Source organism: Mesorhizobium sp. M2C.T.Ca.TU.002.02.1.1 (assembly GCF_003997225.1).
Map to the genome: position 1 here is coordinate 1 of NZ_RZTO01000090.1, position 12,218 is coordinate 12,218.

The 12,218-nt window shown below is 64.0% G+C and carries 16 protein-coding genes and 1 pseudogene; 7 read left to right on the forward strand and 10 right to left on the reverse strand.

The features are described from left to right. Positions 1 to 206: PDZ domain-containing protein (locus EOD07_RS07355; RefSeq protein WP_164772103.1), on the forward strand; the 206-nt coding region annotated here is incomplete at its 5' end. A gap of 16 nt (positions 207 to 222) precedes the next feature. Here EOD07_RS07355 and EOD07_RS07360 read toward each other — a convergent pair. Next, entirely contained in the window at positions 223 to 648 is a 426-nt protein-coding gene (locus tag EOD07_RS07360; protein ID WP_127234661.1) for a VOC family protein, read from the reverse strand. Positions 649 to 714: 66 nt separating this feature from the next. On the opposite strand from EOD07_RS07360, the gene EOD07_RS07365 reads away from it, so the two are divergent. Continuing rightward, a complete protein-coding gene (locus tag EOD07_RS07365) occupies positions 715 to 1,341 on the forward strand; it encodes a TetR/AcrR family transcriptional regulator (protein WP_127234663.1) in 627 nt (208 codons plus the stop codon). On the opposite strand, the gene EOD07_RS07370 is transcribed toward EOD07_RS07365, so the two are convergent. Then, entirely contained in the window at positions 1,283 to 2,230 is a 948-nt protein-coding gene (locus tag EOD07_RS07370; RefSeq protein ID WP_127234665.1) for a LysR family transcriptional regulator, read from the reverse strand. The two genes, EOD07_RS07365 and EOD07_RS07370, sit on opposite strands and share 59 nt — an antisense overlap. 115 nt (positions 2,231 to 2,345) lie before the next feature. Between EOD07_RS07370 and EOD07_RS07375 the strand changes: the two genes are divergently transcribed. From EOD07_RS07375 to EOD07_RS07385, 3 genes are all read left to right on the forward strand, one after another. After that, positions 2,346 to 2,984, forward strand: coding sequence for an FMN-dependent NADH-azoreductase (locus EOD07_RS07375; protein WP_041002381.1), 639 nt, complete (start codon positions 2,346 to 2,348; stop codon positions 2,982 to 2,984). A gap of 84 nt (positions 2,985 to 3,068) precedes the next feature. Further along, entirely contained in the window at positions 3,069 to 3,305 is a 237-nt protein-coding gene (locus EOD07_RS07380) for a hypothetical protein (RefSeq protein ID WP_245469940.1), read from the forward strand. A 36-nt stretch (positions 3,306 to 3,341) separates the two neighbouring features. Further along, a complete protein-coding gene (locus tag EOD07_RS07385) occupies positions 3,342 to 4,274 on the forward strand; it encodes a 3-keto-5-aminohexanoate cleavage protein (protein ID WP_127234667.1) in 933 nt (310 codons plus the stop codon). Positions 4,275 to 4,309: 35 nt separating this feature from the next. On the opposite strand, the gene EOD07_RS07390 is transcribed toward EOD07_RS07385, so the two are convergent. Both EOD07_RS07390 and EOD07_RS07395 read right to left on the reverse strand, forming a co-directional pair. After that, positions 4,310 to 4,603 carry an HlyU family transcriptional regulator gene (locus EOD07_RS07390; RefSeq protein ID WP_127234670.1) on the reverse strand — a complete coding sequence of 98 codons (294 nt, stop codon included), beginning with the start codon at positions 4,601 to 4,603 and terminating at the stop codon, positions 4,310 to 4,312. Between the two features lie 53 nt (positions 4,604 to 4,656). After that, positions 4,657 to 5,298: a TetR/AcrR family transcriptional regulator gene (locus tag EOD07_RS07395; protein ID WP_127234672.1), complete on the reverse strand. Its 642-nt coding sequence runs from the start codon at positions 5,296 to 5,298 to the stop codon at positions 4,657 to 4,659. Between the two features lie 174 nt (positions 5,299 to 5,472). Here EOD07_RS07395 and EOD07_RS07400 point away from each other — a divergent pair, with 174 nt between their 5' ends. Continuing rightward, positions 5,473 to 6,150 carry a PspA/IM30 family protein gene (locus tag EOD07_RS07400; RefSeq protein WP_127234674.1) on the forward strand — a complete coding sequence of 226 codons (678 nt, stop codon included), beginning with the start codon at positions 5,473 to 5,475 and terminating at the stop codon, positions 6,148 to 6,150. 44 nt (positions 6,151 to 6,194) lie between these two features. After that, on the forward strand, positions 6,195 to 6,455 hold the full coding sequence (locus tag EOD07_RS07405; protein WP_127234676.1) for a YiaA/YiaB family inner membrane protein: 261 nt from the start codon (positions 6,195 to 6,197) through the stop codon (positions 6,453 to 6,455). Positions 6,456 to 6,532: 77 nt separating this feature from the next. Here EOD07_RS07405 and EOD07_RS07410 read toward each other — a convergent pair whose 3' ends face one another. The 6 genes and pseudogenes from EOD07_RS07410 to EOD07_RS07435 all read right to left on the reverse strand — a co-directional run. Next, on the reverse strand, positions 6,533 to 7,204 hold the full coding sequence (locus tag EOD07_RS07410; RefSeq protein ID WP_040989489.1) for a PadR family transcriptional regulator: 672 nt from the start codon (positions 7,202 to 7,204) through the stop codon (positions 6,533 to 6,535). Positions 7,205 to 7,340: 136 nt separating this feature from the next. After that, positions 7,341 to 7,721 carry a DCC1-like thiol-disulfide oxidoreductase family protein gene (locus EOD07_RS07415; protein ID WP_206519433.1) on the reverse strand — a complete coding sequence of 127 codons (381 nt, stop codon included), beginning with the start codon at positions 7,719 to 7,721 and terminating at the stop codon, positions 7,341 to 7,343. 60 nt (positions 7,722 to 7,781) lie between these two features. Next, entirely contained in the window at positions 7,782 to 8,075 is a 294-nt protein-coding gene (locus EOD07_RS07420) for a GYD domain-containing protein (RefSeq protein WP_040989491.1), read from the reverse strand. A 157-nt stretch (positions 8,076 to 8,232) separates the two neighbouring features. After that, on the reverse strand, positions 8,233 to 8,856 hold the full coding sequence (locus tag EOD07_RS07425) for a hypothetical protein (protein WP_127234678.1): 624 nt from the start codon (positions 8,854 to 8,856) through the stop codon (positions 8,233 to 8,235). Positions 8,857 to 8,867: 11 nt separating this feature from the next. Beyond that, a complete protein-coding gene (gene rpoD / locus EOD07_RS07430) occupies positions 8,868 to 10,895 on the reverse strand; it encodes an RNA polymerase sigma factor RpoD (protein WP_040989493.1) in 2,028 nt (675 codons plus the stop codon). 428 nt (positions 10,896 to 11,323) lie between these two features. Then, positions 11,324 to 12,218, reverse strand: a pseudogene (locus EOD07_RS07435) (DNA primase); the annotation flags it as partial.

Here is a 12,218-nt window from a genome sequence, read left to right on the forward strand (position 1 = left end):
GCGTCGAGAAGGACGGCCCCGCCGCCAAGGCGGGACTGAAGGAGGGCGACATCATCGCGGCCATAGACGGCCGGCCGGTGACCGGCGTCGACGACCTGGTACGCATGCTCGATGCCGAGCGCATCGGCCGCGAGACGCTGTGCACCGTGGTGCGCCGCATCGGCGTCAGCCAGGTGGCGGTGACGCCGGTGGCGCGGACGAACTAAAGCTCGGGGGTCCGGCCTAGCCCTCGGCCACGCCTTCAGCATATTGCGCCAGGAACTCCTCGCTCGGCGGAATCGGCTTGATCACGTCGATCAGCACGCCATTGGGATCCCTGGTGATGAAGTGCCGCTGGCCGAACGGCTCGTCGCGCAAGCTGCGCAGGATCGGCAGGCCGGCGGCGACGGCGCGCTCATAAACGGCGTCGGGATCGCGCACCTCGAAATTGATCAGCAGGCCGGACGTGCGTCCCCGTCCCTCCTCCGGAATCGTTTCGTGGTCGCCCTGGACGATGCCAAGGTTGACGCGCCTGTCCTCGGCTGACTGCAGGTGCACATACCAGTCGCTCTCGAAGAGCGGCTTGAAGCGGAGATGCTCGACATAGAAGGCGGCGGTGCCTGCGACATCACCCGTCATCAGCACCGGATAATAGCTGGTCGTCTTCATCTTTCCTTCTCCTCGCATCCAACATACAGTCTGTATGTAAATGCAAATAACATACAGGCTGCATGTATGCAAGAAGAGTCCGGGCGCCGCTCCAACCGCGACCGCACCGAGGCGACGCGCGCGGATCTGATCCGCGCGGCGCGGAAGCTGTTCACGGAAAAATCCTATGCCGAGACCGGCACGCCGGAGATCGTCGCCGAGGCCGGTGTCACGCGCGGCGCGCTCTACCACCACTTCGCCGACAAGCAGGCGCTGTTCGCGGCGGTCGTCGAACAGGAGGCAGCGGCCGTGGCGGCCGAGATCGATCAGGCCTCGCCGCCCTCGCTGTCGGCACGTGACGCGTTGATCGCCGGCTCGGACGCCTATCTCGAGGCGATGCGCGTGCCCGGCCGCACGCAGCTTCTGCTGCTCGACGGGCCGGCGGTGCTTGGACGCGCGGCCATGGACGAGATCGATAACCGCCACGGCAGCCGCTCGCTGCGCGAAGGCCTGGTCGCGGCGATGCGCGCGCAGGCAATGACCAGACTGCCGGCCGAGGCGCTGACCGCCCTGCTGGCCGCCGCCTTCGACCGGGCAGCTTTGGCCATCGAGGCCGGCGCGTCCGCCGCGGACTACCGCGCGGTGCTGATCGCGCTCATGGACGGCTTGTCTCCGGCCCCTCCTCGATCCACACGCCCGGCTCCATCTCGTTGAAGCAGCCAAGCTGCCGTTTGAATTCGTCGATCAGCCAGGACGCGGCCGGCTTGGGGCTGCGGTCGGCGCGGTGCATGGCATAGAGCGGCGAGCGCACCTCGCGATAGGGCTCCAGATCGAGCTCCACCAGCCTGCCGCTGGCGAGGTCGTCGGCGATCAGCCAGCGCGGCAGACCGCCCCAGCCGAGACCTTCGCGCATCAGGGCATGCTTGGTGCGCACATCCGTCAATCGCCAGGTGCGATAGGCAAACACGCCATAGTCGCGCCCGCGCGTCCGTTCCGACTGGTCGGTGACGACGAGCTGGATATGCTCGCGCAGGTCCTCGACAGCCACCGGCTTCGGCAGTTTGGCCAAGGGGTGGTCCGGCGCCGCCGCCGGCACCATCGAGGTGAAGCCGATGCGCAGCAGAGTGACGTCGGCATCGCCTATCAGCCCGCCGAAGCCGAGATCTGACTGGCCGTTGACGACCTGGTCGACGATCAGGCCGAGCGAGCCGATATAAAGCCGCAGCATGACCGCCGGGAACTGCGCCTCGAAGGCCTTGAGCACGCGCACCAGCGCCGGCGAAGGCAGCGCCACGTCGACCGATATCGCCACTTCCGCTTCCAGCCCTTGCCGGTAGCCGTCTGCGCGCGAGCGGATGCGCTGCAGGACGCCGATCATACGCCGCGCATCCTCCAGCATCGCCTTGCCGACATCGGTCAGCTGCGGCTCGCGCACGCCTTCGCGTTCGAACAGTTTCAGGCCGAGCTGTGCTTCGAGATTGGCGATGCCGTAGCTCACCACCGACTGCGCCCGGTTGAGCTTGCGCCCCGCGGCCGAGAAGCTGCCGGTATCGGCCACTGCCACCAGGATCTGGAGCTGATCCAAGGTCGGGTTTGGCTGCATAACATCTCATCCATTTTATTGATGGGTTGTATACATATTATACCAGTTATCCTGATAGAGCGGCAATCCCATATTGGCGTCGAAAGTTTCAATCCAACCCCAAGGGGACACCGCCATGTCTATTCTTCTCGTTACCTCCAGCCCGCGCGGCGACGCTTCGCACTCGACCCGCGTCGCCACCGATCTTGCCCAGAAGCTCATCGCCGCCGATCCGGCCAACACGCTTGTCGTGCGCGATCTGGTAGCCAATCCGCTGCCGCATATAGATCCCGACTACGCCACCGGTATCTATACGCCGGCCGAAGCCCGCACACCGCGCCAGGCCGAGGTTGTCGGCGTTTCCGACGCCGTGCTCGACGAGCTTTTCGCCGCCGACACCGTGATCCTCGCCACCGGCTTCATCAACTTCAACATCTCCTCGACGTTGAAGTCGTGGGTCGACCACGTTGCCCGTTCCGGCAAGACCTTCGCTTACGGCGAAGGCGGTCCGAAGGGCCTCGTCAAGGGCAAGAAGGTCTATATCGTGCTTGCTTCCGGTGGCATCTATTCGGAAGGCGCAGCGGTGCAGATGGACCACGCGGTCCCCTATCTGCGCAGCGTGCTCGGCTTCCTCGGCATGACCGACGTCGAAGTCATCCGCGTCGAGGGCGTCGGCATGGGCGCTGACGCCGTCACCGCAGCCCTTGCCAAGGCCACCGCCAAGGTCGATGCGATCGCGGCCGCCACTGCCGATCACGCCGCCGTCGCGGCCTGATCGCCGACGCCGAAAACAAAAGAGGCAGGCGCCCGCCAGCGCCTGCCTCTTTCCGCATTTGGCTCCCGGCCGGCGCTGGTGATCGTGGCGATCCAGAACGCGGTGCCGATCTGGAACGACTTTTTCTTCCCGCTGGTCCTGATCACCTCCGACAATTTGAAGACACTGCCGCAAGGGCTGACCGTGTTCGTCGGCGAATTCACCACCGACTGGGGGGTGCTGTTCACCGGGCTGACACTGGCGGCGCTGCCGATTACGCTGCTGTATATCGCGCTGTCGAAGCAGTTCATCTCCGGCATCACCCAAGGCGCCGTCAAATAGGGCGCGGTCGAATAACGAAGAGATCGAGGATCATAAGTGGCGAACCAGAACAAGATCATCATCACCTGCGCGGTCACGGGCTCGATCCATACGCCATCGATGTCGCCGCATCTGCCGGTGACGGCCGAGCAGATCGCCACTGCCGCCATCGAAGCGGCCGAGGCGGGCGCCGCGATCGTCCACCTTCACGCCCGCAACCCGGTCGACGGCCGCCCCGACCAGTCGACCGAGGCCTTCGCGCCTTTCCTGCAGGTCATCAAGCAGCGCTCCAACTGCGTCGTCAACATCACCACCGGCGGTGCGGCCACGATGAGCGTGGAAGAGCGCGTCAGGCCGGCGAAGGTGTTCGCGCCTGAGGTCGCCTCGCTCAACATGGGCTCGATGAACTTCGCGCTGTTCCCGATGCTGGAGCGCTTCAAGACCTTCGAGCATGACTGGGAGCGGCCTTATCTGGAATCCTCGCGCGACCGCATCTTCCGCAACACCTTCGGCGACATCGAGCACATATTGCGCACCTGCGCCGACAACGGCACGCGGTTCGAGATCGAGTGCTACGACATCGGCCATCTCTACACGCTGGCGCATTTCGTCGAGCGCGGCCTGGTCAAGGCGCCGTTCTTCGTCCAAAGCGTGTTCGGCATCCTCGGCGGCATCGGCACGCATCCGGAGGACGTTGCCCACATGAAGCGCACCGCCGACCGCCTGTTCGGCAACGACTATCACTGGTCGGTGCTGGGCGCCGGCCGCCATCAATTGCCGATCGCCACCCAGGCGATCGCGCTCGGCGGCAATGTCCGTGTCGGCCTCGAGGACTCGCTGTGGATCGGCAAGGGCAAGCTCGCCCGCTCCAGCGCCGAGCAGGTGACCAAGGTGCGCCAGATCATCGAAGGCCTCGGCGCCTCGATCGCCACGCCCGACGAAGCGCGCCAGATCCTGCAGCTCAAGGGCGGCGACAAGGTCGCGTTCTGATCAAGCAGAGGCTGGCCGGCGCAACCGAAGGCCGGCTAGCCGAACATCCTCTCGCCCTGCTCGTCGACCAGTTGGATGCCTTTCTTGATCGAGATGTCGACGGCGTCGTCCAGCCCGGCGAAGCGGTCGGCGCGGATGAAGCGGTGTTCCTTCGTCACGCCGTCGACTTCCTTGGAGACGACGCCGCAGGTCTGGTACTGGCCGTCGGCCTTGTAGGGCGTGGCGCTGATCAGGAAGCCCTTGTGCTCGACCTGCTTGGCCGGCTTGGCGGAGCCGGTCTCCGTAGCCTCACCACCGCCGCCGCCGAAAAGCTTTTTCAGAAAAGACATTTTTCAAAACTCCATTTCACGCAGGCGCCCGAGGGGGTCACGGGTGTCCCTGTTCACTCAGACTTTGCCTCAGCATGCGCGAATGCGCCGCCGTGTTCCAGTCCCCTGACGAAAACGCCGACCAGCAGCTCGATCTGACGCCAGATCTCCTCGGCCTGCCGGCTGTTGGAATTCGCCACATAGCCGCTGGTCACGATGCCATGCACGCTTGACCACAAGGTCCGCGCCGCAAGCGCGCGGCGTTTGTCGTCGAGGCCGAAGTCGCCCGCCTTGAGCACGCCGGCGACGATGTCGAAGAGTGCGTCGAGCAGCGCATCATAGGCATCGGGGCCAGGCCGCGTCGCGCGGCGCCGGTTGAAGGCAAGCACCGCCGGCCAACTGCCGGGATGCGCCTCGACGAAGCGCACATAGGCCGCGGCCATCGCCAGGATGCGGTGCCGGACATCGCTCACCCCTTGCCTTTCGAGATCGGCCATCGCCGCCAGGCCTGTCGCGCCGAGCCGGTCGAGCAGCCGCATGTTGACGGCGCGGTGCACCTCGTCGAGATCGGTAAAGAGGTTGTAGACGGATCCGACCGAAATGCCGGCCTGCTCGGCGATGGTGCGCGCTTTCAGGTTCTCGGCGCCGCCCTCGTTGAGCAGCGCCTCGGCGATGGCGAGCACCTTTTCGCTCATTTCTTCCTTGTCGAGCGCCATGCTCTTTCCTGTTCCTGTCTTCGGAGCCGGCGCCCCGGGTCCGGATTCATTCCATTCGCCTGCATTTACCATGTTCAACGCCCCATGAACAGCGTTCAAATCATTCCTTGAACAATGTTCATTTCCTGTTATGCTGGCTTCGTGAACATCGTTCACATCAACAGGGAGAAGACCATGCTTAGCCTGATCAAGACATTGCTGGACGGCGCCAGCGCACGGGCCGAGGACAATCTGAAGGACCGCTTCGCCATCGACCTCCTGGCGCAGCGCATCCGCGACGCGGAGGCGGGCCTCGCCGCCGCCAAGCAGACGCTCGCCGCGCTGATCGTGCGCCAGCGAGCCGAGCAGACCAGCCTCGAACAGCTCGACCGCCGCATCGCCGATCTGGAGACCCGCACGCTCAGCGCGCTTTCCGCCAATAACCAGGCGCTTGCCGAAGGCGGCGCTTCCGCGATCGCCGAACTCGAGAACGAGCGTGAGGTCCGCCGCGCCACGGTCAACAGCCTCGGTGAGAAGACCTTGCGGATGCGTCTGTCCGTCGAAAGGGCGCACCGCCGCATCATCGGCCTCAACCAGGGCATGATCTCGGCACGGGCGATCGATGCCGAGCGCAAGGCGCAGTCGCGCCTCAATCGCTCGATCGGCCGCACCGCGAGCCTCAACGAAGCGGAGGAACTGCTCGCCCGCATCAAGGGGAGCAGCGACCCGTTCGAGGAGGCCTCGATCCTCGACGAGATCGACGGCGAGCTGCGTCACGAGGCGATCCGCGAACGCCTCGCCGAAGCGGGCCATGGACCAGCCACCAAGGTGCGCGCCGAGGACGTTCTGGCGCGCCTCAAATCCCTGAACTGAACCCGCAATTTCCCTGAAACGGATCAATTCCAAGGAACACGACGATGAACGGCAATAACACCTATATCCTGTTCAACACTGTGTCGGTGGGCGCCGCCTACTTCATGCTGGCCCTGTCGCTGTGGCTGGCGCCGGTCGACCTCTCGACCAAGGGCTACTGGGCGATGGGCGTCCTCCTGCTCACCGGCAGCCTGGTGAACCTGGTCAAATACCGCACCGACGAGCGCATCGCGGCCGAGACCACCGCCAAGATCGAGAAGGCGCGCAACGACAAGCTGATCAGCGAGTATGTAGGCAAGGATTGATCGCCTCTCGGTCGATAACGAAAAGGGCCCGGATCGCTCCGGGCCTTTTGCGCTGAACTGAAGAACTGCAGGCAGCCTTAGCGGCGCGACAGCGCCTCGATAGCCTCGGCGGCGTCTTCGAGGATGCTGATCGCCTCGGCCTGCTTGTCCTCCGGCGCATCGGCGATGTCGCCGAGCGCGGCGCGCAGCCGATGGCGCAGCGCACGGAAGCGGTCGCGCGTTTCCGAACGGCCGCGGCGCCCCTCGTCCTTGTCGTCGCCCCAGCCGAACCATTCGCGCGCCGCGGCCATCTTGCGGCCGAAGCGCTCGAGATGGTCGAGCACGCTGTCGATCATCTCGCGGTTCTCCTCGAGATGCGCCCTGCCGGCCTCGGTGATCGAAAACACCTTCTTGTTGCCTTCGCTGGCCGACACCGCGTAGCCCGCCTCCTCCAGGAAGGTCAGCGTCGGATAGACCACGCCTGGGCTCGGGCTGTAGATGCCGCTGGTGCGCTCTTCCAGCGCCTTGATGATGTCGTAGCCATGGCGCGGTGCATCGGCGAGCAGCGACAGCGTGATCAGCTTGAGATCGCCGTCAGCCAGCATGCGCCCGGCGCGGAACATGTCGCCCGGGCCGCCGCGGCCGCCGCCCCTGCCGCCATGGCCGAACGGACCGAAGCCGCCGCCCCCTCTGCCGCCGAATTTGCCGGCCATGCGCATGAACATGCGCTCGCCGAAATGATTGTGGCCGAAATGGTCGTGTCTGTGCATGGATTACTCCTTGAGTTATATCTTACGATACATCGTAAGTAAGGCGCACCTCGCCTGGAGTCAAGATATATCTTACGATGTATCGTACAACGCGCCAAGGCCCTGGCATCGCGGTGATTTGGGAAGTGGAGGCCGCCTACCAGTGACCCTTGCGCCGGTTCCAGGCGTAGAGAAGGTCCGCGAAACGGTCATAGGCAAAGCGCGTCAGCGGCAGCGTGACAGGGTTGCCGAACAGGGACGCCAGCCATCCCTCGCCCGGCGTGAGCCGCCACACCGCAACGGCCACGTCGGCGCCGACCAGCAACCGCCCTGCGCTATCGGTCGCATGCAGCCGGCGGCGGATATCCTCGAGCGAGGCGCCGAAGGCAGAAAGCGCTTCGGGTTCGAAATTGATGTCGCGGAATTCGACGTGACCCGATTTGACCGCCTCGATGAGCCGCCGCTTCTGCCGGTTGATGCCGGCGTCGCACACCGGACAGCGCGTGTTGTACCAGACGGTCAGCAAAGGCTCGGACATGGCGCAACTATCGGGCGCTGCATCGCGCTCCGCAACAGCCGCGCCGATCCCTCAGCCGCCCTACCCAAGCGAACTGATGATCTCGCGATAGGCGAATTCCGGGAACGCCTTCATCGTCCGCGTCTTGACGTTGCCGCCCGACGACAACATCAGCGCGAAGCGGGCGAGCACCGCATCGTCCGGGGCTTCGACGATGGCCACCATGTCGCATTCGCCCATGGTCAAATAGAATGATTTGAACGAGCCGCCCATTTCTCCCAGCAGCTTCTTGGCGGCATCGAGCCGTTTCGGCGACTCCCGCACATTCCTGGCGCCCAGCTCGGTCCAGTTGATAAGCACGATGTAGGTTGTCATGGCACACCTCCCTCCGGGGCCACGGAGCGCGGCGCCGTTACGACCGGCGCCGGGGCGGGCATCCGGCTTGTCGCCCACAAATGCATCCGACCCCGAAATTATCCTCCTGTCGGGCAAACCCGGCAAGGCGGCATGCGCGGTGACCGGAAACGCAGCGTCAGCGAAGCCAACTCTCGCCGGGCAAAACCGGCCCGTTAGGAGCGACGTCAATTCTCGCCGCAAAAAGCCCGTTTACTGTGCCGCGTCCAGTCAACAAGACCCTCATGCCCGGATAAAGCGTCCTACGAACAGCTTCCGGGACGTCGCATAGAGTGCCGGTCATCATCGGCATATCCGCGAGATTGACCATACGCGGGCAGCGCATTGATGACCCCGTTGTATCTCTGATGGAAAATTCTAGTTGCGTGTCTCCGCCCACCACCGCCGCCAGCCACAGCGGGTATGCAGTGAGAACAACTGCCCGGGCAAAAACCCCAAAAATGAGAGGCACGACAAGAATACCGAAGCCAGAAACAAGGAAGGTCTTGGTGGATAAGTCCGGGCTCTGGAAATCCTTAGCAAATTTGCGGCAGCAGAAAAACAACATCAGGCAGCCAACCAGTGTGGCTACCGATTTCGCGATCATATCGTGGCTGCCAACATAGGCTTGCGACGGCACAAAAGAATGGCCGAAAATCAAGGCCCCAAGCAAAACCCACAAGTGGATCACAAAGCCGAACAGACAGAAGAGAAATACCCGTGGGAGAAGACGACGTGGAGATTTGGCCGCCGTCTCTCCCATGGGCGCTTAGCTCAGCTGTCGAGGAAGCTTCTCAGCTTGCGCGAACGGCTCGGATGCTTGAGCTTGCGCAGCGCCTTGGCCTCGATCTGGCGGATACGCTCGCGCGTCACCGAGAACTGCTGGCCGACCTCTTCCAGCGTGTGGTCGGTGTTCATGCCGATGCCGAAGCGCATTCTGAGCACGCGTTCCTCGCGCGGGGTGAGCGAGGCCAGCACGCGTGTGGTCGTCTCGCGCAGGTTGGCCTGGATCGCCGCGTCGATCGGCAGGATCGCCATCTTGTCCTCGATGAAGTCGCCGAGATGCGAATCCTCCTCGTCGCCGACAGGCGTTTCGAGGGAGATCGGCTCCTTGGCGATCTTCAGGACCTTGCGCACCTTTTCCAGCGGCATGGCGAGCTTTTCCGCCAGCTCCTCCGGCGTCGGCTCGCGGCCGATCTCGTGCAGCATCTGGCGCGAGGTGCGCACGATCTTGTTGATCGTCTCGATCATGTGCACCGGAATGCGGATGGTGCGCGCCTGGTCGGCGATCGAGCGGGTGATGGCCTGCCGGATCCACCAGGTGGCGTAGGTCGAGAACTTGTAGCCGCGGCGGTATTCGAACTTATCGACCGCCTTCATCAGGCCGATATTGCCTTCCTGGATGAGATCCAGGAACTGCAGGCCGCGGTTGGTGTATTTCTTGGCGATGGAGATGACCAGGCGCAGGTTCGCCTCGACCATTTCCTTCTTGGCGATCGCGGCCTCGCGCTCGCCCTTCTGCACCTGGTTGACGATCTTGCGGAATTCCAGGATCGAGATCGCCGTTTCGGTGGCGAGGTTCTGGATCTCGGCGCGCAGCTCCTTGATCGTGTCCTTCTCGTTCTTGGTGAATTCCTTCCAGCCGCGCGAGGTGAGATTCGCGATCGAGCGGGTCCAGTTCGGATCGAGCTCGGAGCCCTGATACTCCTTGAGGAATTCCTCGCGGCGCACGCCGTAGCTTTCGGCCAGCCGCAAGAGCTTGCCCTCGTTCTGCACCAGGCGCTTGTTGATGTCGTAGAGCTGCTCGACCAGCGCCTCGATGCGCGCCGCGTTGAGCGACAGCGATTTCACCGCCTTGATCAGCTGGTCCTTCAGCTCCTTCAGACGGCGGTCCTGGCTGGGCGAGAGCGTGCCGGCCGCGGCCAGGCGGTTCTCGACCTGCTGGTCCTGCAGCTTGCGCAGCTTCTTGTAGGTGTCGGCGATGACGTCGAGCGTCTCCATCACCTGCGGGCGCAGTTCCGCTTCCATCGCGGCCAGCGACAGGCTCGCCTCGTCCTCGTCGTCTTCCTCTTCCTCCAGCCCGCGCGTGTCGCCGCCGACATTGGTGATGTCGTCTTCTTCCTCGCGCGCCGCCGCGCGGCCGCGCGGCTTCTCCTCGGGCTTGGCCGCTTCCTCGACGCGTTCGACCACAGGCGCCTGCTTGGCCTCGGGGCCGGCATAGGTCGCCTCGAGGTCGATGATCTCGCGCAGCAGGATCTTCGATTCGTTGAGCTCGTCGCGCCAGATGATGATGGCCTGGAAGGTCAGCGGGCTTTCGCACAGACCCGCGATCATCGTCTCGCGGCCGGCCTCGATGCGCTTGGCGATGGCGATTTCGCCCTCGCGCGACAGAAGCTCGACCGAACCCATCTCGCGCAGATACATGCGCACCGGGTCGTCGGTGCGGTCGGTCGGCTCTTTCTTGGTGGTCGTGGCGGCGACGGCGGTGCCGGTCTGCTCGGCGAGCTCGTTGGCGTCCTCTTCGCTGTCGGCGGGCGCTTCGCCTTCGGTCTCTTCACCCTGCTCGTCGTCCTCGACGACATTGATGCCCATGTCGTTGAGCATCGCATTAATGTCTTCGATGCGGTCCGGATCCGTCTCTTCCGAGGGCAGCACCGCATTGAGTTCGTCGAGCGTGACATAGCCGCGTTTCTTCGCGGCCTTGATCATCTTCTTGACAGCATCGTCGGAAAGGTCGAGCAGAGGGCCATCGGTGGCGCCTTCACGTTCGGTCTCGACCTCTTCCTTTTCCTTTGTCGCCATTCTTTGTCGTCTCCAAGCGGCCTTATATCGAAGCCGCGTAAACTGCCGGACCGGTCATGCCGGACGCGCTCGCACCAGAACGCTTCTTACCGGCCCACCAACCGCATCATCTCTTTTTGGTGCATGTCGTTGTCCCAAAACCGGGTCTCCACTTTTGAGCGACATGCATTAAGTCCAGATTAACCCTGATATCTGGGGCAGGCACTTTGCCTGTCCAGCCATCACCAGTACCTCACATCGCTCAAATTTCCCGCCGACGCCGGGGCACGGTTAACGTTTCGAATCGTCCTGATTCCGCCAATCTGCCAGAAGGTCAAGCGCCTCTGGCATGATTCGCATGAAAAAAGCGAATCAATTACCCGACTTAGAGGCGTCGATTCGACGCGCTGCGCATTTCCACTTCACTTCCAATGGGTGGTGTTGGGGCCCTAAACGCGGCCAACCCTGCCCGACGACACGCCGAACCCTTCGATCAGCGCTTCCGTTGCCTGCACATCGTTGAATTGCGCTTGAATCTCGACGAGATGCCGAAAGTTTTCGTCCGAAGGGTCTGCATCGAGCGCCGCCTGCGCCTGTTTCAGCTCTCTATGTAATGTGCGGGCGCTACGCTGCAAGTGCATCGCCTGGTTGAAGGCGTCGCGGGCGTCATCGAGCGCCGCGGTCTCGAGCGCCGGCCACTGCCGCGCGCGCTTGATCAGCTCCACCGCTCGCTCCCAGATGCCGCCGCATCCGGCGCGCTCGATGGTGGCGATGACCGCGCCGCGCTCGTCGGCCGCGTCATGCGCCATGGCGTCGAGAATAGCCGCATGGAGCTTGCGCAAATCCGAATTGGCGAGGTCGAGGAATTCGACATGCGCGAAATTCTCATCGATCAGCGCCGGATGGTTGACCAGCGCCACGATGATCGTCGCCTCCCGCACCGACATGCCTTCGCCGCCGCGCTTGACCAGCGCCGAGCGGCCCAGGCTCTCGGTGATCGCGGCGCGCCCTCCCGCAGCGCTCCGGCCAAATGCCCCGCCTGGCGCTGACCCGTTGCCGCGCTCGCCCGGCCGGCCGTCGGAGCGTCCGCCATGGCCCTGCCGCACCGCGCGTTGCGAGCCGAAGAAGCTCCGCACCCGCTCACGCATCTCCTGCTGATATTGATAGCGTGTGCTTTCGTCGCGGATACGGCTGGCGAGTTCTCCCACCGTCTTTTCCAGCCCGGCGCGCCGCTCCGGCGTGTCGAAAACACCGCCGGCCGTCTCGCGCATCCACAAAAGATCGACAAGCGGCCGCGCCTCCGAAAGCACGGCACGGAACGCATCCGGCCCATCGGCCTTGACC

What these genes read in the sequence shown, in the direction of transcription:
- EOD07_RS07375 (WP_041002381.1), top strand. Translation starts at nt 2,346, where the DNA reads ATGTCTATTCTTCTCGTTACCTCCAGCCCGCGCGGCGACGCTTCGCAC.
- EOD07_RS07420 (WP_040989491.1), bottom strand. Translation starts at nt 8,075, where the DNA reads ATGACAACCTACATCGTGCTTATCAACTGGACCGAGCTGGGCGCCAGG.
- EOD07_RS07425 (WP_127234678.1), bottom strand. Translation starts at nt 8,856, where the DNA reads ATGGGAGAGACGGCGGCCAAATCTCCACGTCGTCTTCTCCCACGGGTA.
- EOD07_RS07410 (WP_040989489.1), bottom strand. Translation starts at nt 7,204, where the DNA reads ATGCACAGACACGACCATTTCGGCCACAATCATTTCGGCGAGCGCATG.
- EOD07_RS07370 (WP_127234665.1), bottom strand. Translation starts at nt 2,230, where the DNA reads ATGCAGCCAAACCCGACCTTGGATCAGCTCCAGATCCTGGTGGCAGTG.
- EOD07_RS07400 (WP_127234674.1), top strand. Translation starts at nt 5,473, where the DNA reads ATGCTTAGCCTGATCAAGACATTGCTGGACGGCGCCAGCGCACGGGCC.
- EOD07_RS07405 (WP_127234676.1), top strand. Translation starts at nt 6,195, where the DNA reads ATGAACGGCAATAACACCTATATCCTGTTCAACACTGTGTCGGTGGGC.
- EOD07_RS07415 (WP_206519433.1), bottom strand. Translation starts at nt 7,721, where the DNA reads ATGTCCGAGCCTTTGCTGACCGTCTGGTACAACACGCGCTGTCCGGTG.
- EOD07_RS07365 (WP_127234663.1), top strand. Translation starts at nt 715, where the DNA reads ATGCAAGAAGAGTCCGGGCGCCGCTCCAACCGCGACCGCACCGAGGCG.
- EOD07_RS07395 (WP_127234672.1), bottom strand. Translation starts at nt 5,298, where the DNA reads ATGGCGCTCGACAAGGAAGAAATGAGCGAAAAGGTGCTCGCCATCGCC.
- rpoD (WP_040989493.1), bottom strand. Translation starts at nt 10,895, where the DNA reads ATGGCGACAAAGGAAAAGGAAGAGGTCGAGACCGAACGTGAAGGCGCC.
- EOD07_RS07390 (WP_127234670.1), bottom strand. Translation starts at nt 4,603, where the DNA reads ATGTCTTTTCTGAAAAAGCTTTTCGGCGGCGGCGGTGGTGAGGCTACG.
- EOD07_RS07360 (WP_127234661.1), bottom strand. Translation starts at nt 648, where the DNA reads ATGAAGACGACCAGCTATTATCCGGTGCTGATGACGGGTGATGTCGCA.